Source organism: Bradyrhizobium sp. B025 (assembly GCF_042257955.1).
Lineage (GTDB): Bacteria > Pseudomonadota > Alphaproteobacteria > Rhizobiales > Xanthobacteraceae > Bradyrhizobium > Bradyrhizobium diazoefficiens.
The window spans coordinates 425,218-446,612 of sequence record NZ_CP170150.1; the positions used below are offsets into that span (position 1 = coordinate 425,218).

The following is a 21,395-nucleotide window of genomic DNA, read 5'->3' on the forward strand; positions in this document are numbered from 1 at the left end:
GGGAGGGAACGATGAAACACCTGAAATGGACGCTCGCGCTGGCCGCAAGCCTCGTGAGCGGCGCAGCAAGCGGCGAAATCTCCGACAACGTCGTGCGCATCGGCGTGCTCAACGACATCTCCGGCATCTTCCAGGACACCAACGGCATGGGCTCGGTCGAAGCCGCGCGCATGGCGGCCGAGGATTTCAACGGCGGGGGTAAGAACATCAAGGTCGAGATCGTCTATGCCGACCACCAGAACAAGGCCGATGTCGGCAATGCGATTGCGCGCAAATGGCTCGATGTCGAGGGCGTCGATGCCATCGTCGACGTGCCGAATTCTGCGGTCGGCCTCTCCATCAACACGCTGCTGCGCGACAGCCGCATGACTTTCCTGGCGTCGTCCACGGCGAGCTCGGATCTCACCGGCAAGGCCTGCTCGCCCAACACCATCCAGTGGGTCAACGACACCTGGGCGACCGGCAACACCACGGCGGCCGCGATGGTGTCGCGCGGCGGCAAGGACTGGTACTTCCTCACGGTCGATTTCGCGCTCGGCAAGGGTATCGAGGCCGAAGCGCAGAAATATATCGAGGCGCATGGCGGCAAAGTGATCGGCTCCTCCAAGCACCCGCTCGGCACGTCTGACTTTGCCTCCTTCCTGTTGCAGGCGCAGAGCTCGAAGGCGCAGGTGATTGGCCTTGCCAATGCCGGCGGCGACACCATCAATGTGGTGAAGCAGGCCGCCGAGTTCGGCATTCAGCAAAGCGGGCAGAAGCTCGTCGCCTTCCTGCTCTTCATCAACGACGTCCACGGCATGGGCATCAAGGTCGCGCAGGGGCTCCAGCTCATGGAAGCCTTCTACTGGGACATGAACGACGACACCCGCGCGTTTGCCAAGCGCTTCGGTGCGCGGCCGGGGATGAACGGCAAGATGCCGAGCGGCAACCAGGCCGGCGTCTATGCCTCCACGCTCGCTTATCTCAACGCGGTTGCCGCCACCGGCAGCGACAATGCGAAGGACGCCGTGCCCGAGATGAAGAAGTTCAGGGGCAAGGACAAACTATTCGGCGACACCGCCATCCGTCAGGACGGCCGCGTCGTGCATCCCATGTATCTGTTCGAGGTGAAGAGGCCGGAGGAGTCAAAATACCCTTACGACTATTACAAGCTGGTCTCGACGATTCCGGCGGAGCAGGCGTTCCGCCCGCTGGCGGAGGGCGGGTGCGAGCTGGTGAAGTAATTGCTCTTTGCCTCTCCCCCGCTTGCGGGGAGAGGCCGGATTGCATCGAAGATGCAAGCCGGGTGAGGGGGTGCTTCCGCGAGTCAGATGTCCGCGGGAGCGACGATCTTTCAACGCGTCATTGCGAGCGCAGCGAAGCAACCCAGAATTCCTCCGCGGGAAGACCCTGGATTGCTTCGCGGCGCTCGCAATGACGGTGGGGGAGCATCGAAGGATTCGACTCCTACTGTCCCCGCGGAGACTCCCCCTCACCCCGACCCTCTCCCCGCAAGCGGGGAGAGGGAGAAGCCGTCACCCCACCACCTTGCTCGATCCCTGCGTAATCAGCCTCGCCGCGCGCTGATCTCGCGCGTAGATCCAGAGCCAGCTCAGGGCGACGCTGAGGCGGTGGCGGAGGCCGATCAGGAAGTAGATGTGGGCGATGCCCCAGATCCACCACGCGATGGTGCCGCGCAGCTTGATGCGGCCGAAATCGATCACCGCGAGGCGCTTGCCGATCTGCGCAAGGCTGCCAGAGTGCTTGTAGCGGAACGCTCCCTTCGTCTCTCCGCGCAGGCGCGCCTTGACGGTCTCGGCGACGTGCCGCCCCTGCTGTTTGGCGGCGGGCGCGATTCCGGGCACCGGCTTGCCCTCCCAGGCACTGATCGTCACGGTGTCGCCGATGGCAAAGATCTCGGGATGGCCGGGGATCGTCAGGTCGGCCTCGACCTGCACACGGCCGGCGCGATCGGCCGGCACGCCCAGCCATTCGGCGGCGGGCGAGGCGCGCACGCCCGCGGCCCAGATCTTGGTCTTCGCGTCCAGGCGCGTGCCGCCATAGACCACGCCGTCGCGGTCGATCTCGGTGACGGGCTGGCCGAGCACGACCTCGACGCCGATCTTCTCCAGCGACGCCTGTGCATAGGCCGAGAGCTCGTCGGCGAAGCCTGCGAGCACGCGCGGCCCCGCCTCGATCAGCACCACGCGCGCCTTGGTCGTATCGATGTTGCGGAAATCTTCCGGCAGGGTGTGATGCGCCATTTCGGCGATGGTGCCGGCGAGCTCGACGCCGGTGGGGCCGGCGCCGACGATGACGAAGGTCAGCCGCGCCGCGCGCTTGGCCGGATCGGTCTCGCGCTCGGCGCGCTCGAACGCCACCAGGATATGCCGGCGCAGCGTGGTCGCGTCCTCCAGCGTCTTCAGGCCGGGCGCGAACTGCTCCCATTCGTCATGGCCGAAATAGGCGTGACGCGCACCGGTGGCGAGCACCAGCGTGTCGTAGGGCACCTCGCTGCCGTCGTCGATCAGCACGCAGCGCCTGTTAGCATCGACGCCGCTGACCGTCGCGAACAGCGTCGTCACCTCGCGCCGGTCGCGCATGAGATGGCGGACCGGCCAGGCGATCTCGCTGGTCGCAAGCGATGCGGTCGCGACCTGGTAGAGCAGCGGCTGGAACAGATGATGGTTGCGGCGGTCGATCAGCGTGATGTCGACCGGGGCGCCCGCCAGCCGGTAGGTCGCCTCCAGCCCGCCGAAGCCGGCGCCGACGATGACGACACGATGGGGTGTGGTGGTCATGATGCGCCCTCGACTCTTGCTGCTTCTCCGCTTCATTTAAGTGCGGAAAGTGACCCGCGGTCCAATAGCCGTCATCAATCGCGGAATAGGCTGGGCGCATCGTCATGCCGCGAAAAAGCGCCGCAGCCTCCACCGAAGTGAGTAGAATTATATTTCTTGCCATCGCCGATGGGGGCGAAATATGGTGCAGGGACGGGCGCTGAACCATTGGCGGCTCGACAGATTTTGCGTTCAATAGAGACAGGCCCGGGGCGGCGATCACCCCGTTTCCGGGATCAATAATAAGGAGGGGAGTGGTTATGAGGACGGCATTCTGGCTGGCGGGCGCAGCGGCGCTGGTGCTGGCAAATCCGGCATTCGCCGGCGACACCATCAAGATCGGTTTCGTCTCGACCTTCAGCGGCCCGACCGCCGTGATCGGCAACGACATGCGCAACTCGTTCGAGCTGGCGCTGGATCATCTCGGCCGCAAGATGGACGGCAAGCCGGTCGAGGTGATCTACGAGGACGACGGCCAGAAGCCCGACGTCGGCAAGCAGAAAACCGAGAAGCTGGTGCAGTCCGACAAGGTCGATTTCATCGTCGGCTATATCTGGTCGAACGTGCTGCTGGCGTCCTTGAAGACCGCGGTGGACTCGCAGACTTTCCTGATCTCGGCCAATGCCGGCCCGTCGCAGCTCGCCGGCGAGCTCTGCTCACCTTACGTGTTCTCGACCTCCTGGCAGAACGACCAGACGCCGCAGGCCATGGGCCTCTACATGAACCAGAAGGGCGTCAAGAGCGTCTTCCTGATCGGGCCGAACTACGCGGCCGGCAAGGACATGCTCGCGGGCCTCAAGAACACCTTCAAGGGTGAGATCAAGGGCGAGGAATACACGGTCTGGCCGAGCCAGCTCGACTTCTCCGCCGAGCTCTCCAAGGCCCGCGCTTCCGGCGCCGAGTCGATCTTCGTGTTCTACCCCGGTGCCGCCGGCGTGCAGTTCCTCAATCAATATACCCAGGCCGGCCTGAAGAGCACGATGCCGCTCTACACCGCCTTTACCGTCGACGAGCTGTCGTTGCCGCTCCAGAAGGAGAACGCGCTCGGGGTTCCCGGCGCGCAGCAGTGGGTGAACGACCTGCCCAACGAGCAGAACAAGCGCTTCGTTGCCGACTACCGCAAGAAGTACCCCAATCTGCGTCCGACCTATTACGGCGCCCAGACCTACGACGCCGCCCAGCTCATCAATAGCGCGGTGGTCGCGGTGAAGGGCGACACCAGCAAGAAGGACGCGATGAAGGCCGAGATGGAGAAGGCCAACTTCAAGTCGCTGCGCGGTGCGTTCAAGTACGGCAACAACCACATCCCGGTGCAGAGCTTCTATCTCCAGGACGTGGTCAAGGACGCCGATGGCCAGCTCGCGCTGAAGACGGTCGCCACCATCGTCGAGAACGACCAGGATCGCTTCCATCAGAAGTGCGCGATGAAGTGAGCTGGTTGGGCGAGCTCTCTCCTCTCCCTCTCCCCGTTCTTACGGGGAGAGGGGCGGAGTGAGGGGCTGTCTCCGCGAGGACGGAGCGAGTCGAATTCCTCGAAATTCCCCACATCGTCATTGCGAGCGCAGCCAGAGCCTTTCCGCGGAGGGATTCTGGATTGCTTCGCTGCGCTGGCAACGACGTATTGAGAGAGTGGTGCTCCCGATTGTCATGTCTCTCGCGGAGACTCCCCCTCACCCGGAATCCGCGCTACGCGCGAATTCCGGCCTCTCCCCGCGAGCGGGGAGAGGTGAAGAGCTACACCCGCGGCATGCTCGCGGGCCGCACTTCGCGTGATTGCGCCGCGAGCCTGATCCCGGCATTGGCCGCGCCGAAGCCCTGATAATTCCTTCGTTCGACGATCTCAAAGAAGAAGCGCTCGTCGAAGATGTGGGTGTAGACCTGGAAGAACTCGCCGTCGCCCTCGCGGTCATAGAGGATGTGGTTGGCGCGCAGCTGCGCCATCAGGTCGGGCGCGAGGTCGTATTTGGCTTCGATGTCGTCGTAGTAGTTGTCGGGAATATCCAGAAAGCCCGCGCCGCGGGCGCGCATCGCTGCGACCGCTGCAAAGATGTCTCGGCACGCAAACGCGACGTGCTGCACGCCTGAGCCGAAGAACTCCGAGATGAAGCGGGCCGGCAGGGTGCGGTTGGCGGAGGAGCCGTTGAGAACGAAACGCAGGCTCTGGTCGCCGTTGATGACGGCCTGGCTCTGCACGAGGCCCCTGGGATCGGCGATCTCCATCTGCGGCAGGCGCTTGAGGTCGAGGATGCCGGTGTAGAACAGCAGCCAGGACAGCATCTCGTCATAGGGCATCGACTGCGCGATATGGTCGACGGCGAGCAGCGCGTCCGCGCTCGCCTCGCTCGCAACCGGTTCGAAATCGGTGTCCCAGTTCTTGCCGGCCTGGTCGAGGAAATAAAGCAGGCTGCCGCCGACGCCGTGGATCGCGGGAATCTCCAGCTCGCCCGGCCCGACCGGCTGATAGAAGGTGCGCGCCTTCAATGCTTCGGCGCGCTGCATGGCAAGGCCCGCATTGTCGACGTCGAGCGCGATGGCGCAGACGCCGGGGCCGTGCGTGACGTAGTGCGAATGCGCAAAGCCGTCGGTCTCGCAATTGATGACGAGCTCGACCTTGCCCTGCGACCAGCGCTCCACCGCCTTGCTGCGATGCTCGCCGGTCTTGCGGAATCCGAGCTGCGACAACAGGCGGGCGAGTTCGCCGGCCTTGGTCTCGTTGACGGCAAACTCGATGAAGCCGGTGCCGTGACTTTTGGCCTTCGGCGCCAGTGGTTCGCTGACGAGCTTCGGCCAATCCGGTGCAAGCTGGTCCTCCAGCAGAATCAGCGAGCGCAGGCCGTCGATGGCGGTCTGGGCCGCCGAGCCGGCGCGGAACTGGTCGTTGAAAATCTCCAGCGACAGCGGTCCGGCATAGCCGGTCGCCGCGACCGCCGCCATGAATTCGCCGACCGGCAGATCGCCCTGGCCGGGGAACGAGCGGAAGTGCCGGCTCCAGGACAAGATGTCGAGCTCGAGCTTTGGTGCGTCGGCGAGCTGCACCAGAAAGATCTTGTCGCCGGGGATCGAGGCCATCGCGCGGACCGGAAAGCCCGGGGCGAGTGCATGAAAACTGTCGAGGATGACGCCGATCGCGGGATGATCGGCGCGCCGCACGATCTCCCAGGCATCGCGGTAGTCGTTGACGTGCCGTCCCCAGGCCAACGCCTCGTAGCCGACGCGCAAGCCCCGCTTGGCCGCGCGATCGCCGAGCTCGCGAAAATCGTCCGCGGCGCGGTCGATGCCGCCGAGCGAGCTGGGGGAGACGTTGGAGCAGATCAGCAGCAGGTCGGTGCCGAGCTCCTGCATCAAGTCGAACTTGCGCTCGGCGCGGGCAAAGTTGCGCGCGCGCTGCGGCTCCGGCATGCCCTCGAAATCGCGGAACGGCTGGAACGCGCAGATCTTGAGGTTGAGATCGCGGCAGAGCTTCGCGATGTCGCGCGGGCCTGCGCCGAACGACAGCAGGTCGTTCTCGAAGATCTCGACCTCGTCGAAGCCGGCGGCTGCGATGGCGCGCAGCTTTTCATCCAGCGCCCCTGAGAGAGAGACGGTCGCGATCGAGCGCTTGTTCATGCTGCTGTCTCCTCCATGGCTCCCCCGAGGAAGAGCTGGCCGATGCGGGGATCGTTCAGGATGCGCTTCGCGCCGTCGACCATGCGGGTCTGGCCGAGCTCGAGCACGATGCCGATATCGGAGATCTCCAGCGCCGAGCGCGCGTTCTGCTCGATCATCAGGATAGTGACGCCGCGGTCGCGCAGGCTCTTGAGGATGTCGAAGGTCTGCTGCACCATCAGCGGCGACAGGCCGATCGAGGGCTCGTCGATCAGCACGAGCTTCGGCTCGAGTAGCAGCGAGCGGGCGATCTCGAGCTGCTTCTGCTCGCCGCCCGAGAGCGTCGATGCCTGCTGTGCCGACTTGCGACGGAGCGCCGGAAACAGGTCAAGTGCCGCCTCGATCCGCTTGGGCAGGTCGAGACCCTTTCCGGCGGCGACGCCGCCGAGCTCGACATTGTGGCGCACCGACAGCTCGGGGAAGATGTTGCGGCCCTGCGGAACGTAGCAGATACCGGCATTGAGCAGCGCGCGCTGGCTTAAGTTCGTGACGTCGCGACCGGCAAAACTGACCTTGCCCTCGCGCAGCTTGAGCAGGCCGAAGATCGCCTTGAACACGGTCGACTTACCGGCGCCGTTGGGGCCGATGATGGTGGTGATGGTGGCCTGCGGAACGGAAAACGTCGTGCCGTTCAGGATCGTCATCTTGCCGTAGCCGCCGACGAGATTGTGAACCGAGAGGATCGGGTCGCTCATGGCTCGTGCCCTCAATGTCCCAGATAAGCTTCGATCACGGCCGGGTTCTTGCGGACCTCGTCCGGCCGTCCCATCGCCAGCACCTTGCCTTCCGCCATCACCATCACGCGTGAGCACAGCGACATCACGAACTCCATGTTGTGCTCGATCACGACGAAGGTCGCGTTCTTCTCGCGGTTGATCGCGACCAGCCGGTCCTTCAGGTCCGCCAGCATCGACGGGTTGACGCCGCCGGCGGGCTCGTCGAGCAGCACGAGGCGCGGTCCGCCCATGAAAGCCATGGCGGCATCGAGCAGCTTCTGCTGGCCGTAGGAGAGGCCGCCGGCAGGTTCAGCCGCGAGGTGATCGAGCTTGAAGAAGCCGATCATCTGGTTGGCGGCCTCCGTCAGCCCGGCATCGGAGCGGCCGACCAGGCGCGAGGCCATGTTGCCCTGGTGCTCCTGTCCCGCGAGGATCAAATTCTCGCGCACCGACAGTTTTGGAAACACCTGCAAGAGCTGGAAGGTGCGGCTGACACCGAGCTTGTTGAGCTCGGAGGGGCGCATCCCCGTGACCACCTTGCCGTCGAGCTTCACTTCGCCGCCGGTCGGCGTGAGCTGGCCGAGAATGCAGTTGAATAGCGTGGACTTGCCGCAGCCGTTCGGTCCGATCAGACCGAGGATCTCGCCCTCGCGCACGTCGAAGCTGACGTCGGCGACGGCGCTGATGCCGCCAAAATTCTTCTTGATGTTGGTGACTTCGAGGACCGCACTCATTGCACCGTCTCCAGCCGGGATTTTGCCACGGCGCGCAGCGCGGAGGCCGCCTTGGTGCGGCGCTCGGCGAGATAGCGGTCGAGGATTCCCAAAATGCCGGTCGGCGACCAGATCAGCAGCAGCATCACCGCGATCGCATAGAGCATCAGGTAATACCCTTCCGTGAAGCGCAGCCATTCCGGCAGCAGCACCGCGATCATCGCGCCCAGGAAGGGACCGAAATAGAAGCCGGCGCCGCCGACGATCACCATCATCAGGAGATCGAGCGAGAGCGACAGGTTGAACGGCACCGGATCGATATATTGCGTCAGCGGCGCGTAGAGCGCGCCGGCAACGCCGCCAAGCGCCGAGCCGATCGCAAACGCCATCAGCGTGTAGCGCCTTGTGTCGATGCCGAGCGATTGCGCGCGCAGCGGGTTTTCGCGCAGCGCCATGAAGGCGCGGCCCCAGGGCGAGCGGATCAGCCACCACACCGCGAGCGAGACGATCGCGAGCGAGCCGAGGCAGACATAGTAGAAGGGCAGCGGCTTGTTGGTCGCGATTCCGAAGAAATGCGGGCGCGGAATGTTGGAGATGCCGTAGATGCCGCCCGTCAGCCAGCTCTCGTTGCGGAACACGAGGAAGGCCAATGTCGAGAAGGCGAGCGTGACGAAAGCGAGGTAGTGGTGCTGCACGCGCAGCGCGGGATAGCCGAGCACCCAGCCGACGCCGAAGCTCAAGACGATCGCAACCAGGATCGCGGCTGGCAGCGGCCAGCCATGGGTGGTCATGATCGCCGCCGCATAGGCGCCGATGCCGACGAAGGCGCCCTGGGCGAGCGAGACCTGGCCGGCATAGCCGAGCGTGAGGTTGAGGCCCATCGCGGCGATGGTCATCACCGCCCACTGGCTCAGGATGAACAGGCCGTAGCGGTTGAAGTTCATGGGGACGATGATCAGGCCGGCGATGACGATGAGGCCGAGCGCGATCTTCAGGGGTTTGCCAAAGCTGCTCATACCGTGCGCTCCTCGGCGCGGCCGAGCAGTCCTTGCGGCCGGAACAGGATGACGACGATCAGGAAGATCAGCGGCACGGCCGCGCGGTATTGCGTCGAGACGTAGCTTGCCGCGAGATTGTCGAGCACGCCGATCAACAGGCCGCCCGCGATCGCGCCGCGCACCTGGTTGAAGCCGCCGACGATCGCGGCGATGAAGGCGGCCTGGCCCAGCACCTCGCCGGACGAGAATTTTGCCAGATAGATTGGCGTGATCAGCAGCGAGGCCAGCGCGACCAGGAAGGCGTTGATCAGGAAGGTCAACAGGATCATGCGCTCCACGGGCACGCCGATGATGCGCGCCACCGTCGGGTTCTGGGCGGCCGCCTGCATCTGGTGGCCGAGCGAGGTGCGGTTGAGGAGCGAGGTCAGGCCGAAGACTGCAAGAATGGCGACGACGAGGACGCCGATGCTTTGCAGCGAGACGGCGTGGCCGAGGATCGAGATATCGCCGGTCGGCACGATCGACGGGAATGGCGAGGCCTCCGCGCTGAAGAACTGCTTCACCGATTCCTTGATGCCGATCGCCAGCGCCATGGTCGCGATCGCCAGCGGCAGCACGCCATGGCGCATCATCGGATCGACCAGCAGCATCTTGAAGGCGAGGCCGAGCAGGATCATCGAGAGCAGGATGCCGAGGATGATCGCGAGCCAGAACGGCGCGCCGGCATGCATCGTCGCGAGCATCAGGAACGCCGGCAGCATCACGAACTCGCCCTGCGCGAAATTGATGGTCTGCGAGGTTTGCCACAGCAGCGTGAAGCCGACCGCGACCAGCGCGTAGATGGCGCCGGTGGCAAGTCCTGCGACCAGAAGATCGAACAGATTGGACATTTTCCCCTCTCTCCTCTCCCTCTCCCCGCTTGCGGGGAGAGGGTCGGGGTGAGGGGGAGTCTCCGCGAAGTCAGTGACAGTTGGACTCGCGGAAGCTCCCCCTCACCCGCCGCGCTTCGCGCGTCGGCCTCTCCCCGCGTGCGGGGAGAGGCAAAGAGCCTCACTTCACCTTCGGCAGCACCTGCTTCACCACCTGCTTGCCTTCGACCACTTCGACCAGAAAACTCTGGCGGTCGATGTCGCCGGTCTCGCTGAAGGTGACGTCCATCAGGATGCCCGGCTCGTCGGCGGCCTTGATGGTCAGGCCGTGCAGCGTGTCGGCGAACGCCTTGGAATCGACCTTGCCCATCTTTTCGGTGGTGGCCTTCACCATGTAGACGGCGAGGTAGCCCTTCAGGCCGTTGTGGTCCGGCACGTAATTGTACTTCTTGGAAAACTTCTCGCGGAACGCCTTGATCAGGTCGACCGGTGCGTCCGTGGTGAGGCCGACATGGCCGCGCGCGCCGTTGGCGGCATCGCCGGCAAGCTCGATCACCTTCTGGCCGATCAGCGTGGTCTCGCCCATCAGCGGCGCGGTGACGCCCTGGCGCTTCAGCTCCTTCAGGATGCGCGCGCTCTCTTCCTCGTTGAGATAGACGAAGACGGCGTCGGGATTGGCAGACTTGATTTTGCCGACGTCGGCGGCGAAGTCGGCCTGGCCTGCTTCGGTGGAGAGATCGGCGACGACCTTGGAGCCGAGCCGGTCGAGCTCCTTCACGACGACGTCGCGTCCGCCGCGGCCGAAGTCGTTGTTGACCCAGACCACCGCGACCGACTTCGCCTTCATCTCGTCGTGTATGTATTTCGCGACCTTCGGCATCGAGGATTGCTGGCCGAACGAGGTGCGGAACAGGAACTTGTTGCCGGCTTGCGTCAGCTCGGCGGCTTCGCCGCCCATGATCTGCGCGATGCCGGCTTCGGCCGCGAGCGGTGCGGTGACCTTCACCGAGCCGGAATAGCCGGGTCCGAGCAGCACATAGGGCTCGGCATCGAGTGCCTTCTGCACTTGCGCGCGGGCAACGCCCGGATTGGATTGCGAGTCGGCATGGGTGACCTCGAGCTTGCGGCCGAGCACGCCGCCCTTGGCGTTGATCTCCTCGATCGCGAGGTCGATGCCGTTCTTCCAGTTGGTGCCGACGGTGGCGCCGCCGCCCGACAGCTCGGCGACGTCGGCGAGCTTGATCGCCTGTGCGTGGACGCTGGTTGCAGTCGCGAAGGCAAGCAGGGCGCCTGCCAGAATAGTCGATTTCATCGTCTCTCCTCCCGTTCCCTCTGATGTTGTTGTCCGCGGCCTTGTGTCCGGCCGCTTCGGTTACGCTGCGTGATAGGCTGAGCTTCGTGCCGCCATCACCTCGTCAAAAGCCTCTCCCATGACTTCGGTCGATGGGGCAAGGCCGGTGAACAGTTCGAAAGCGTCGGCGGCCTGGTAGATCGCAAGCTCCCGCCCGGTCATGATCTTCGCGCCGCGCTCCTGCGCCGCGGCCAGCAGCGGCGTGATCAGCGGCGAATAGACGGCGTCGGCCACCCAGAGCTTCTCGTGCAGCAGCGCAGCCGGAACAGGCATGCCGCGGTTCGGCAGCATGCCGACCGGCGTGCCGTTGACGAGGCCGGTCGCGCCGTCGAGCGCGTCCTCGACGCTTTTCGCGACCCTGGCGCCGCCATGCTTGGCAAGCAGTGCGGCAAGTTTTTCGGCCCGCGCCGGTTCGGAGTCGAAGATGCGGAGGTCGGCGACCTCAAGGCTCGCCAGTGCGAAGGCGATCGCCTTGCCGACGCCGCCCGTGCCGATCACGGCAACCGCATTTCCAGACGGCGCCAGCAGCGGCGCCACCGCGCGCGCAAAGCCGGTGGTGTCGGTGTTGTGGCCGGTCAGGCGGCCGTCCCTGACAACGACGGTGTTGACCGCGCCCATCGCGGCGGCGCCCGGCGCCAGTGCGTCGAGCAGTGGGACCACCGCTTCCTTGTAAGGATAAGTCACGTTGACGCCGGCAAAGCCGAGCCGCCGCACGCCTTCGAGCATCAGCCTCAGTCCGGCCGCGTCGGCGCCTGCGACCTCGATCAGCTGGTAGTGACCGCGCAGGCCGAGCGCCTCGGCGGCGCGCTCATGCATGGCGGGGGAAGCGGAATGCGCGATCGGCGCGCCGATCAGGCCGGTGAGGAGTTTCTTGCTGGCGGCGTATCCGCGCTTCGACATGGTTCGCTATCGTCTCGTTGGGAGCGTTCGGTCCCGGCCATTAGCGGGGAAACCTGCGCAATTCCAAGGGGGCTTCCGCGTGCGACGATAGCCTTTCCCTCGCCTAACACAATTACCCTTATGCCCCGCAAACCTAACATCATGTTATTTCTTCCGTCCGCGTGCAGGCGCAGCCCTGCCGTTGCCGCGGGACGGCTCGACCGCGCGCATCTCGGCGCGCAGGGATTCGATGAAATACTCGACGTGAAGCGACAGCGGTGCGCCGCGCTTCACCGCGATATAGGTGTCGAACCGCGTCGGCTCGGTGATCTTGAGCAGCTCGATGCCGGGATAGCCGCCATGGGCCACCGTGAACTGGTCGATGACGGCGATGCCGAGCCCCGCTTTCACCAGCGCGCAGACCGTGGTGCCGAAGCGCGCGCGGATGGTGATGTTGTAATCGAGCCGGTTGCGCGCAAAGATCCCGGCCATGATCCGGCCGTAGGGGTCGTTCGGATCGATGCCGATCAGCGGGTAGCGGGTGATCTCGGCCGCCGACACCTGCTTGCGGCCGGCGAGCTCGTGGCCGGGCGGCACGATGCAATAGAGCTCGCCCGAGGCGAGCGGCAGGAAGTCGAGCCCGGAATGCTCGAGCCGGTAGCTCATCGCCACGCACTCGCCGCGGCCGAGCAGGAGATAGTCGATGGCCTCCTCGAGCTTGAGGATGTTGATGTCGATGCCGAGATCGGGATAGCGGCGCCGGACGCGCTCGATCGCGCGCGGCACCATCACCTGCGAGATGCTCGGCACCGAGCCGATGCGCAATTCCGACAGGCCGCCGCGGCCGATCTTGGAGATGATCTCGGAGAGGTCGTCGACCTTCTTGTAGACGCCGTTGATCTGCTCGAAGATGTTCTCGGCTTCCGGCGTCGGGAAGTAGCGGCCGTTCTGGCGCTGGAAGAAGCGGATGCCGAGCGAGCGCTCGGTGTATTTGACGAGGCGGCTGATCCCCGGCGCCGAGACGTTGAGCAGCTTCGCCGCACCGCCAATGGTGCCCGTCACCATAACGGCACGGATCACTTCAACCTGGCGCAGCGTCATCATGTCCCGGGCTTCCGAAGGAGGATCGTGCGGCGATCATCTCACGAGAGAAGCGAGGTCAGCCAGCGGCAAATGGCGAACCATGGCAGCGCAGCGAGCGATTCCCCTGCCCTCCAGGGGACGGTAAGGGCGCCGCTCATTCGCAGACGATGATGGCGGAGTAATTTCGCGGTTGGCGTGTTTCGACTAAAATCTGCGCGTTCAAATGGAAGGGCGGCGGCGTGGCGCGATCTGTTGCATCGGCGTCGTCTGCTAGCTCGCCGGCCCTTCGGGCGATACGCTGTTCGCGAACTCGGCGCGCTCGCTTTGTAGCACCTCGCGCGCGAACTCGATGATCTTCTGCTTGTTTGCCGTTTCACGGACGGCGAAAAACACGCGGTTCAATTCCAGGCCGAGCACGCTGTTGAGGGCGATGTTCTCGTCGTCCATCGTGGTTTTCCCGCTTTGTACGCCACAGGTGTAACTTGACGTCCCTTCTTCCACAAGTAGATTAAAGCTTCGGAGCAGGCGGATACCGGAGAACTACGGAAGCAGCGAATTGAGGCAGCCCCCAAATACGTGCTATAGCGGACGGCGAGGGTCAGGAAACGCACCGATGTCCGCCGTCGATTATGGCCGGGAAGCGCTCGACTTCATCGAAGGCCTGGGTGTCTATCGCAAGGTACCGGACGCCATGAGCGCGCTTGAAGCGGCCTTCGGCCGTTTCGGCTTCGAAACTATCATTGTGACGGGATTGCCGAATCCCGATCAGCGGTTTGCGCAGATGGTGCTCGCCAAGCGCTGGCCGGCGGGATGGTTCAATCTCTACACTCAGAACAACTATGACCGCTTCGATCCCGTGGTGCGGCTGTGCCGGCAATCGGTCAATCCGTTCGAGTGGTCGGAGGCACCCTATGATGCCGAGCTCGAGCCGAGCGCGGCCGAGGTAATGAACCGCGCCGGCGATTTTCGTATGTCGCGCGGCTTCATCGTGCCGATCCACGGGCTCACCGGCTATGAAGCCGCGGTGTCGCTCGGCGGCGTCCATCTCGACCTCAATCCCCGCAGCAAGCCGGCGCTGCACCTGATGGCGATGTATGGCTTCGACCACATTCGCCGTCTGCTCGAGCCGACGCCGTATCCGTCGACGCGTCTCACCCCGCGCGAGCGCGAGGTGATCTCCTGGGCCTCGCAGGGCAAGTCGGCCTGGGAGATCGGCGAGATCCTGCACATCACGCAGCGCACCGCCGAAGAGCATCTTGCAACTGCTGCGCGCAAGCTCGGTGCGGTCAACCGTACGCATGCGGTTGCGCTGGCGATTCGCCACAAGATCATCAATCCCTAAGCGACGTACTGGGAAATTTCCCAATATCGAACCTGCCTCTTTTCGCAGAGGCTGCCCCCCATTGAGGCTGAATGGGGGTTTCCATGATTCACGCAATTTCCGCGGTCAATCGCCACTTATACGAGGACGTAATCGAGCAGCATTTCCGGCTGCGTCATGACATCTTTGTCGAGGAGCGGCACTGGGAGACGCTGCGCAGGCCGGATGGCCGCGAGGTCGATTCCTATGACGACGAGGATACCGTCTATCTGCTTGCGCTGGAGGGACGACGCGTCGTCGGCGGCCACCGGCTCTACCCCACGACCAAGCCCTCGATGATGAGCGAGGTCTTCCCGCATCTGGCGGCGGTTCGCGGCTGCCCCTCGGATCCGCTGATCTGGGAATGGTCGCGCTACTTCGTCGTCCGCGATCGCCGCGACGGCGCGCTCAACCTGCAACTGATGGCGGCGGTGCAGGAGTTCTGCCTCGACCAGGGAATCGCGCAGGTCAGCGCGATCATGGAAACCTGGTGGTTGCCGCGCTTCCACGAGGCCGGTTTCGTCGTGACGCCGCTCGGCCTGCCGGCTCTGGTCGAGAACGCCTGGACCATGGCGGCTACCATCGACATTCGTCGCCAGACGCTCGATGTCCTGCATGATCGCATCGGCATGCCTTCCATCGTGCAACAGGACGGCCCGCGTCTGGACGCCGTCGCCCGTGCCAACCTTTGCGGCCTCGCTGCCGCGCAACGAAAGAGCGCCTGAAATGTCGAATATGATGCGGGACAGCCAGATCATGGCGCAAATCAAGGACGAGAATCTCGGCTACATGTCCGACATGGCGCTCGAGCTGGCGCAGATGGCGGACGACTCCGGACTGACGACGCTTGCCTATCTGTTCCGGATGGCCGCACTGGAGGCCTCGACGGCAAACAGCGTGCTCGCCGAGCCGGACGATCTTCCCCGGCAGATGACGTCGCACTAGACGCAACCTTCTTCACTTCTTTCATTCCGACGACGTCCTCACCCTCTCCCCGGCCTACCCGGGGGGAGGGTGATCGTTTGGGTGCGGCAGGTTGCCCCATGCTGCGCGGCAGCCTTCTTGCACCGCAGGACAGGTTTCGGCCGTGTGCGCCGGGATGCAACAAAGTGCATGTTTGGTGTCAAATCGCTCTTGCCTCTGAACGATACTGCCATTACCCATTTTTCGGCCTTGAAGAGGCAGGGGGAGCTCTTTCACTGATGGCGACCGTGTTCGAACATCGGCGCGACGCTGCGTGCGCCTGAAAGAGTCTTGATGCTGCTCGTCGTCGAACAGTTTCTGAACGGATTGCAGTTCGGCCTGCTGCTGTTCCTGCTCGCCGCCGGCCTGACGCTGGTGTTCGGGATCATGGATCTCGTCAACCTCGCGCACGGCTCGCTCTACATGATGGGCGCCTATTTCGCCGCGACCTTCGCGGCCTGGACCGGCAGCTTCCTGCTCGGTGCGCTGATGGCGCTCGGCGCAACGCTCGTGCTCGGCATCGTGCTCGAGATGACGGCGCTGCGGCATCTCTACGGCCGCGACCATCTCGACCACGTGCTCGCGACCTTCGGCCTGATCCTGTTCTTCAATGAAGCCGTGCGGCTGATCTGGGGCCCGGCAGGCCTGGCGCTGCCGCTGCCGGCCTGGCTCACCGTGCCGGTGCCGATCCTGCCCGGCATTCACTATCCCGCCTATCGCCTCGCCATCATCGTGGTGGCGCTGATGGTCGCGCTGCTGCTCTATCTCGGCGTGATGCGCACCCGCATCGGCATGCTGATCCGGGCCGGCGCCTCCAACCGCGAGATGATCGGCGCGCTCGGCATCAACATCAAGCTGCTCTACACGCTGGTGTTCGGTCTCGGTGCCGCGCTCGCCGGCCTTGCCGGCCTGATGCAGGCGCCGATCCTCACCGTGCAGATCGGCATGGGCGAGAACATCCTGATCCTGGCCTTCGTCATCATCGTGATCGGCGGCATCGGCTCGATCCGCGGCGCGTTCCTGGCCGCGATCTTCGTCGGCATGATCGACACGCTCGGCCGCGCCTTCCTGCCGAATCTGCTGCGGCAGGTGCTCAGCGGCGCCGCTGCCTCCACCGCCGCGCCCGCGCTGTCGTCCATGCTGATCTATCTTGTGATGGCGATCGTGCTGGTGGTGCGGCCGGAGGGGCTGTTTCCGGCCAACCGTCGATGAAGGCTTTCACGGTGAGCAAGGCCGTCACGGCCCTGATGCTGGCGGGCCTCGTGCTGCTGCCGCTGTATTCGCAAGCATCCGGCAACGTCTTCATCCTGACGCTGTTCACCCGCATCGTCATCCTGGCGCTGGCTGCCGCGAGCCTCAACCTCATCATGGGTTTTGGCGGCATGATGAGCTTTGGCCACGCCGCCTATCTCGGCATCGGCGGCTACGCCGTCGGCATGCTCGCGCAGGAAGGCGTAGGTTCCGGCTTCATCCAGTTTCCGGTCGCGCTGGCGGCCTCCGCGATCTACGCACTGGTGATCGGCGCGCTCTCTCTGCGCACCCGCGGTGTCTATTTCATCATGATCACGCTGGCCTTTGCGCAGATGGCCTATTACGTCGCCTCGGGGCTGGCGCGTTACGGCGGCGACGACGGCCTCACCGTCTACAAGCGCAGCGACTTCTCCGGGCTGATCAATCTCGGCAATCGCGTGCAGTTCTATTATCTCTGCCTCGCCTGTCTTCTCGGCGTCCTGTTCCTGATCTGGCGCATCGTCAATTCGCGCTTCGGTCTCGTCGTGCAGGGCCTGCGCTCCAACGAGCAGCGCATGCAGGCGATCGGCTTTCCCGCCAAGCGCTATCAGTTGGTCTGCTTCGTCATCTCCGGCATGATGTGCGGACTTGCCGGCGCGCTGCTCGCCAACAACACCGACTTCATCAGCCCGGCCGTGATGTACTGGACGCGTTCCGGCGACCTCATGGTGATGGTGATCCTCGGCGGCATGGGTACGCTGTTCGGCCCGGTGATGGGCGCGGTGGTGTTCCTGCTGCTGGAGGAGTTCCTGTCGCAGATCACCGAATATTGGGCGCTGATCATGGGGCCGCTACTGCTGCTGATCGTGCTGTTCGGGCGCGGCGGCATCATGGGCATGCTCGGGAGGGCTGGCCGTGGCTGAACCCTTGCTCCGCGTCGAGAAGCTGGTGCGCCGCTTCGGCGGCATCGTTGCAACGGACAACGTCTCGCTCGACGTCGCGGCCGGCGAGCTGCACGCCATCATTGGCCCGAACGGCGCCGGCAAGACCACGCTGATCAGCCAGCTCACCGGGCATCTCGAACCGCATTCCGGCAGCGTCTCGCTCGGCGGGCGCGACATCACCTACCTGCCGGCCTATCGCCGCTGCGCGCTGGGGCTGGCGCGGTCGTTCCAGATCACCTCGCTGCTGCTCGACTTCACCGCCGCCGACAACGTCGCGCTGGCGGCGCAGGCCCATGCCGGCACCTCGTTCCGCTTCTTCGCCAGCGCGCGCAAGGAAAAGGGCCTGCGCGACGCCGCCCATTCCGCGCTCGATCGCGTCGGCCTGTTGCATCGCGCCGACGTCGTGGTGTCGAGGCTCAGCCATGGCGAGCGCCGCGAGCTGGAGCTTGCGGTCGCGCTGGCCAGCAAGCCGAAATTACTCCTGCTCGACGAGCCCATGGCCGGCCTCGGCGTCACCGAATCCCAGCGCATGGTCAAGTTGCTCCAGGAGCTGCGCAGGGAGGTCTCGATCGTGCTGGTCGAGCACGACATGCCGGCGGTGTTCGCGCTGGCCGACCGCATCTCGGTGCTGGTCTATGGCCGCGTCATCGCCTCGGGCGATCCGGCGGCGATCCGCGCCAACGAGGACGTCAGGCGCGCCTATCTCGGCGACCAGCATGTGGTGACGCACCATGGCTGACCTGCTGCTCGACGTTGACGGCATCGAGACCTGCTACGGCCTCTCCCAGGTGTTGTTCGGCCTGTCGCTGTCGATCAAGCCGGGCGAGATGGTCTCGCTGATGGGCCGCAACGGTATGGGCAAGACTACGACCATCCGCTCCATCATGGGCCTGACACCGGCGCGCGCCGGGAGCATCCGTTTTGCGGGCTCCGAGGTGCGAACGCAGCCGTCCTACAGGATCGCAAAACTCGGCGTCGGCCTGGTGCCCGAGGGACGCCAGATCTTCCCGAACCTCACCGTGCGCGAAAACCTGGTCGCGGCGGCGGCCGACCGCTTCGGCAGCAGCAATCCCTGGACGCTCGCGGCCATCTACGTGATGTTCCCGCGCCTCGCCGAACGCGCGTCGAACATGGGCAACCAGCTCTCCGGCGGCGAGCAGCAGATGCTGGCGATCGGCCGCGCGCTGATGACCAATCCGAAGCTCCTCATTCTGGACGAAGCGACCGAGGGCCTTGCGCCATTGATCCGCGAAGAAATCTGGAACTGCCTGTCGCTGCTCAAGAGCCGGGGCCAGTCGATCCTGGTCGTCGACAAGAACGTCGATCACCTCGCCCGCATCTGCGATCGCCACTTCATCATCGAGCGCGGCAAGACGGTGTGGAGCGGCACGTCGGATCAGCTGATGGCCGAGCCGGATCTGCAGCACAAATATCTGGGGATCTAGCGAGCTCGGCGAGGTGAGGGGCAGAGCGCTCCCGCCCATCTCTCGGTGTCGTCCTGGCGAAGGCCAGGACCCATACCGCGAGGTCTATTCATGCGGTATCAGTTCCGAACCGGCAGTCTTCGCCAAACCCCTCCCTGGGGTAATGGGTCCTGGCTTTCGCCAGGACGATGCCGGGGAGAAAGCGTCGCACCTCGATCACCAATAAATCCCATGCCGGTGCAGCTCGCGGATCACCCGGGCCTCGGTGGACGGCTGGCGGCGCTTTGGCTTCGCCGTTTCGGTCGTGCTGGCCACCGGTGCGGCAGTGGACTGAGTGGGGGGCGTGGCAACCGGGGCGGTCGCGACCGGTGCGGCTGCTGTCGGCGGCGTCGTAGCAGTGGTTGCGGCTGGCGGTGTTGAGGTCGGGGCGGTCGTCGCCGTCTGCAGATTCGGCGCCTGCGTTGCCGCCGGAGCCTGCGTCGTCTGCGCCGGCACGGTTGCCGTCGCGGCCGGCGGCTCGGTGGCCTGCTGGTTCGAATTGGTTGCCGCAAGGCTTAGGCTCCGCGGACCACCGGCATAGGCCTCGGTTGCGACCAGCGACATCACGGCGATCAGGATCAGCTTGCGCATGAGAACCCCCGTTATCTGGCCAATATGTCTTACCCAATTCGCACGCGCCGGCGCCTAACGCGACAGGTGGTGCGTGCCGATTTCGATCAGGGTGGCCCGGCAGGACAAGCGATAGATCAGACTGAACAATCGACCCAACATGACCGAACTCCGTTGTTGATCATCGGCAGGAAGTCTAGACCCCGTGTCTTTCCGGCGGTTTTCGAGGGGGGAGGAAAATGGCTTCGTCGGATGGTGGGGAGATGTCGTCGGAACAGGCGGGACGAAGTCGCCTCACAGCGGCGTGAGCCGTGCGCTATGGTGCTCCCCAGGGCCGCCCGTCGAGAGGGGTGTCAGAACATCTCGAAATATTCGCGGTGCTCCCAGTCGGTGACCTCGGCGAGGAAGCGGTCGATCTCGGCGTTCTTGATGTGGGTGTAGTAGTCCACGAATTCCGCACCGAACTTCTCGCGGAAGAACGGATCGTCCTTCAGCGCCGCAACCGCATCGCGCAGTGACTTCGGCAGCAGCGGCGCCTTGGTCTCGTAGGGGGTGTCGGCCGACGGGCCGGGATCGAGCTTGCGATCGACGCCGTCGAGGCCGGAGAGGATTTGCGAGGCCATGTAGAGATAGGGATTGGCAGCCGGCTCGCCGATGCGGTTCTCAAGGCGCGTGGCGGCATCGCCGGCAGCCCCGAGCACGCGGATCATCACGCCGCGATTGTCGCGGCCCCAGATCGCGCGGTCGGGCGCCAGCGAATAGGAGCGGTAGCGCTTGTAGCCGTTGATGGTCGGGGTGGTGAACACGGCGGACGCGCGGGCGTGGTCGAGCAGGCCGGCAAGGTAGGCGCGGCCGAACGCGCTGAGCGGCTCGCCGCCTGCCTGCGCCATGAACTGGTTTTCGCCGCTGGTGCGCGAGACGATCGACTGGTGCAGATGCCAGCCGCTCGCGAACAGGTTCGGCAGTTTGGGGCGGCACATGAAAGTGGCGTGATAGCCGTGGCGCCGCGCGATCTGCTTCACGGCCGAGCGGAACAGCACCATGTTGTCGGCGGGCTCGAGGCCCTTCCTCGGCGCGAAGGTGAACTCGCACTGGCTTGGCCCGAACTCGACCTCGACCGAGCGCAAGGGCAGGCCGAGTGCGACGACGTCGCGGCGCAGGATCTCCAGCACCGGCTCCATCTGATCGAAGCGCTGCTCGGTGAGGTACTGGTAGCCGTGGCTGAGCAGGCTCACCGAGGGCGGCGTCCCGGGCTGGCCGGCGTCCTCCGCACGCATATGCGGATCGTCGAGCTTGAAGATGTGGAACTCGACCTCGAGCCCGGCGACGAAATCGTGGCCGCGGCCAGCAAGCTCATCGAGCACCTTGCGATAAAGCCCGCGCGTTGCGAACGGCACGGGGCGGCCGTCATTGAAATGGAGATCGCACAGCACCCAGCCCGTGGTCGGCGCCCATGGCAGCACGCGGAAGGTGGTGGGATCGGCAACCATCAGCACGTCGGCTGCGCCCTCCATCTCCTTCATGCCGAACCCGCCGCCCGATGTGAACACCGGGAACACCGTGCGGTGCGAGGTGTCCTTGGCGAGCATGGTGGTGGTGATGGAGCAGCCGCTCTCCAGCGAGGCGATCGCCTCCGCGGCGATGATGGTCTTGCCGCGCAGGATGCCGTGCTGGTCGGGGAAGGCGAGGCGGATGACCTCGAGGTTCTTCTCCTCGACGATGCGGCGCATGCGTTGCGCCGCGTCCTTCTGTTCATCCGACCACAGCGCATGACGCGCGACGAAAGTCACTG

21 protein-coding genes are annotated in these 21,395 nt (G+C 64.9%); 9 read left to right on the top strand and 12 right to left on the bottom strand.

Annotated features, from left to right (window positions below):
• Positions 1–11 precede the first annotated feature (11 nt).
• Positions 12–1,223 (top strand): ABC transporter substrate-binding protein, encoded by a 1,212-nt coding sequence (locus tag ACE10W_RS01880; protein WP_028172707.1) that lies wholly within the window; start codon positions 12–14, stop codon positions 1,221–1,223.
• A 291-nt stretch (positions 1,224–1,514) separates the two neighbouring features.
• On the opposite strand, the gene ACE10W_RS01885 is transcribed toward ACE10W_RS01880, so the two are convergent.
• Positions 1,515–2,780 (bottom strand): NAD(P)/FAD-dependent oxidoreductase, encoded by a 1,266-nt coding sequence (locus tag ACE10W_RS01885; protein WP_028172708.1) that lies wholly within the window; start codon positions 2,778–2,780, stop codon positions 1,515–1,517.
• Between the two features lie 299 nt (positions 2,781–3,079).
• Between ACE10W_RS01885 and ACE10W_RS01890 the strand changes: the two genes are divergently transcribed.
• On the top strand, positions 3,080–4,252 hold the full coding sequence (locus ACE10W_RS01890; RefSeq protein ID WP_028172709.1) for an ABC transporter substrate-binding protein: 1,173 nt from the start codon (positions 3,080–3,082) through the stop codon (positions 4,250–4,252).
• A 301-nt stretch (positions 4,253–4,553) separates the two neighbouring features.
• Here the strand turns inward: ACE10W_RS01890 and ACE10W_RS01895 are convergent, their stop codons facing one another.
• From ACE10W_RS01895 to ACE10W_RS01935, 9 genes are all read right to left on the bottom strand, one after another.
• Complete coding sequence (locus ACE10W_RS01895) at positions 4,554–6,425, bottom strand: bifunctional sugar phosphate isomerase/epimerase/4-hydroxyphenylpyruvate dioxygenase family protein (protein ID WP_304550359.1); 1,872 nt, start codon at positions 6,423–6,425, stop codon at positions 4,554–4,556.
• Positions 6,422–7,159 (bottom strand): ABC transporter ATP-binding protein, encoded by a 738-nt coding sequence (locus tag ACE10W_RS01900; protein ID WP_304550361.1) that lies wholly within the window; start codon positions 7,157–7,159, stop codon positions 6,422–6,424. The genes ACE10W_RS01895 and ACE10W_RS01900 overlap by 4 nt, the downstream gene beginning before the upstream one ends.
• A gap of 11 nt (positions 7,160–7,170) precedes the next feature.
• Positions 7,171–7,914 (bottom strand): ABC transporter ATP-binding protein, encoded by a 744-nt coding sequence (locus ACE10W_RS01905; protein WP_304550363.1) that lies wholly within the window; start codon positions 7,912–7,914, stop codon positions 7,171–7,173.
• Positions 7,911–8,909, bottom strand: coding sequence for a branched-chain amino acid ABC transporter permease (locus ACE10W_RS01910; RefSeq protein WP_304550364.1), 999 nt, complete (start codon positions 8,907–8,909; stop codon positions 7,911–7,913). The genes ACE10W_RS01905 and ACE10W_RS01910 overlap by 4 nt, the downstream gene beginning before the upstream one ends.
• Complete coding sequence (locus ACE10W_RS01915; protein WP_161532997.1) at positions 8,906–9,781, bottom strand: branched-chain amino acid ABC transporter permease; 876 nt, start codon at positions 9,779–9,781, stop codon at positions 8,906–8,908. Before ACE10W_RS01915 ends, ACE10W_RS01910 begins: the two co-directional genes overlap by 4 nt.
• Positions 9,782–9,941: 160 nt before the next feature.
• Positions 9,942–11,072: an ABC transporter substrate-binding protein gene (locus ACE10W_RS01920; protein ID WP_011083878.1), complete on the bottom strand. Its 1,131-nt coding sequence runs from the start codon at positions 11,070–11,072 to the stop codon at positions 9,942–9,944.
• A 60-nt stretch (positions 11,073–11,132) separates the two neighbouring features.
• Positions 11,133–12,011, bottom strand: coding sequence for a shikimate dehydrogenase (locus ACE10W_RS01925; RefSeq protein WP_011083879.1), 879 nt, complete (start codon positions 12,009–12,011; stop codon positions 11,133–11,135).
• A gap of 144 nt (positions 12,012–12,155) precedes the next feature.
• Positions 12,156–13,094 (bottom strand): LysR family transcriptional regulator, encoded by a 939-nt coding sequence (locus tag ACE10W_RS01930; protein ID WP_304550368.1) that lies wholly within the window; start codon positions 13,092–13,094, stop codon positions 12,156–12,158.
• A 249-nt stretch (positions 13,095–13,343) separates the two neighbouring features.
• Positions 13,344–13,520 (bottom strand): hypothetical protein, encoded by a 177-nt coding sequence (locus ACE10W_RS01935; RefSeq protein WP_053815098.1) that lies wholly within the window; start codon positions 13,518–13,520, stop codon positions 13,344–13,346.
• A 166-nt stretch (positions 13,521–13,686) separates the two neighbouring features.
• On the opposite strand from ACE10W_RS01935, the gene ACE10W_RS01940 reads away from it, so the two are divergent.
• The 7 genes from ACE10W_RS01940 (at position 13,687) to ACE10W_RS01970 (ending at position 19,015) form a co-directional block, all read left to right on the top strand.
• Entirely contained in the window at positions 13,687–14,415 is a 729-nt protein-coding gene (locus ACE10W_RS01940) for a LuxR family transcriptional regulator (RefSeq protein WP_028172714.1), read from the top strand.
• Between the two features lie 83 nt (positions 14,416–14,498).
• Entirely contained in the window at positions 14,499–15,158 is a 660-nt protein-coding gene (locus tag ACE10W_RS01945; protein ID WP_271557041.1) for an acyl-homoserine-lactone synthase, read from the top strand.
• A 1-nt stretch (position 15,159) separates the two neighbouring features.
• The gene (locus tag ACE10W_RS01950; protein ID WP_060909418.1) at positions 15,160–15,378 is read left to right on the top strand and encodes a hypothetical protein; all 219 of its coding nucleotides are present in this window, start codon (positions 15,160–15,162) and stop codon (positions 15,376–15,378) included.
• Positions 15,379–15,690: 312 nt separating this feature from the next.
• Positions 15,691–16,608, top strand: coding sequence for a branched-chain amino acid ABC transporter permease (locus ACE10W_RS01955; RefSeq protein WP_161533000.1), 918 nt, complete (start codon positions 15,691–15,693; stop codon positions 16,606–16,608).
• Positions 16,605–17,549, top strand: coding sequence for a branched-chain amino acid ABC transporter permease (locus tag ACE10W_RS01960; protein ID WP_011083885.1), 945 nt, complete (start codon positions 16,605–16,607; stop codon positions 17,547–17,549). Before ACE10W_RS01955 ends, ACE10W_RS01960 begins: the two co-directional genes overlap by 4 nt.
• A complete protein-coding gene (locus ACE10W_RS01965) occupies positions 17,542–18,309 on the top strand; it encodes an ABC transporter ATP-binding protein (protein WP_161533001.1) in 768 nt (255 codons plus the stop codon). Before ACE10W_RS01960 ends, ACE10W_RS01965 begins: the two co-directional genes overlap by 8 nt.
• Positions 18,302–19,015 (top strand): ABC transporter ATP-binding protein, encoded by a 714-nt coding sequence (locus ACE10W_RS01970; RefSeq protein WP_161533002.1) that lies wholly within the window; start codon positions 18,302–18,304, stop codon positions 19,013–19,015. Before ACE10W_RS01965 ends, ACE10W_RS01970 begins: the two co-directional genes overlap by 8 nt.
• A gap of 195 nt (positions 19,016–19,210) precedes the next feature.
• On the opposite strand, the gene ACE10W_RS01975 is transcribed toward ACE10W_RS01970, so the two are convergent.
• Positions 19,211–19,624 (bottom strand): hypothetical protein, encoded by a 414-nt coding sequence (locus ACE10W_RS01975; protein WP_304550373.1) that lies wholly within the window; start codon positions 19,622–19,624, stop codon positions 19,211–19,213.
• Between the two features lie 332 nt (positions 19,625–19,956).
• Positions 19,957–21,393 carry a glutamine synthetase family protein gene (locus ACE10W_RS01980; RefSeq protein WP_211433539.1) on the bottom strand — a complete coding sequence of 479 codons (1,437 nt, stop codon included), beginning with the start codon at positions 21,391–21,393 and terminating at the stop codon, positions 19,957–19,959.
• Positions 21,394–21,395 lie beyond the last annotated feature (2 nt).

Bases quoted from the DNA above. Each gene is read 5' to 3' on its own strand.
- ACE10W_RS01880 (WP_028172707.1), top strand. From the start codon at position 12: ATGAAACACCTGAAATGGACGCTCGCGCTGGCCGCAAGCCTCGTGAGC.
- ACE10W_RS01885 (WP_028172708.1), bottom strand. From the start codon at position 2,780: ATGACCACCACACCCCATCGTGTCGTCATCGTCGGCGCCGGCTTCGGC.
- ACE10W_RS01890 (WP_028172709.1), top strand. From the start codon at position 3,080: ATGAGGACGGCATTCTGGCTGGCGGGCGCAGCGGCGCTGGTGCTGGCA.
- ACE10W_RS01895 (WP_304550359.1), bottom strand. From the start codon at position 6,425: ATGAACAAGCGCTCGATCGCGACCGTCTCTCTCTCAGGGGCGCTGGAT.
- ACE10W_RS01900 (WP_304550361.1), bottom strand. From the start codon at position 7,159: ATGAGCGACCCGATCCTCTCGGTTCACAATCTCGTCGGCGGCTACGGC.
- ACE10W_RS01905 (WP_304550363.1), bottom strand. From the start codon at position 7,914: ATGAGTGCGGTCCTCGAAGTCACCAACATCAAGAAGAATTTTGGCGGC.
- ACE10W_RS01910 (WP_304550364.1), bottom strand. From the start codon at position 8,909: ATGAGCAGCTTTGGCAAACCCCTGAAGATCGCGCTCGGCCTCATCGTC.
- ACE10W_RS01915 (WP_161532997.1), bottom strand. From the start codon at position 9,781: ATGTCCAATCTGTTCGATCTTCTGGTCGCAGGACTTGCCACCGGCGCC.
- ACE10W_RS01920 (WP_011083878.1), bottom strand. From the start codon at position 11,072: ATGAAATCGACTATTCTGGCAGGCGCCCTGCTTGCCTTCGCGACTGCA.
- ACE10W_RS01925 (WP_011083879.1), bottom strand. From the start codon at position 12,011: ATGTCGAAGCGCGGATACGCCGCCAGCAAGAAACTCCTCACCGGCCTG.
- ACE10W_RS01930 (WP_304550368.1), bottom strand. From the start codon at position 13,094: ATGATGACGCTGCGCCAGGTTGAAGTGATCCGTGCCGTTATGGTGACG.
- ACE10W_RS01935 (WP_053815098.1), bottom strand. From the start codon at position 13,520: ATGGACGACGAGAACATCGCCCTCAACAGCGTGCTCGGCCTGGAATTG.
- ACE10W_RS01940 (WP_028172714.1), top strand. From the start codon at position 13,687: ATGTCCGCCGTCGATTATGGCCGGGAAGCGCTCGACTTCATCGAAGGC.
- ACE10W_RS01945 (WP_271557041.1), top strand. From the start codon at position 14,499: ATGATTCACGCAATTTCCGCGGTCAATCGCCACTTATACGAGGACGTA.
- ACE10W_RS01950 (WP_060909418.1), top strand. From the start codon at position 15,160: ATGTCGAATATGATGCGGGACAGCCAGATCATGGCGCAAATCAAGGAC.
- ACE10W_RS01955 (WP_161533000.1), top strand. From the start codon at position 15,691: ATGCTGCTCGTCGTCGAACAGTTTCTGAACGGATTGCAGTTCGGCCTG.
- ACE10W_RS01960 (WP_011083885.1), top strand. From the start codon at position 16,605: ATGAAGGCTTTCACGGTGAGCAAGGCCGTCACGGCCCTGATGCTGGCG.
- ACE10W_RS01970 (WP_161533002.1), top strand. From the start codon at position 18,302: ATGGCTGACCTGCTGCTCGACGTTGACGGCATCGAGACCTGCTACGGC.
- ACE10W_RS01975 (WP_304550373.1), bottom strand. From the start codon at position 19,624: ATGCGCAAGCTGATCCTGATCGCCGTGATGTCGCTGGTCGCAACCGAG.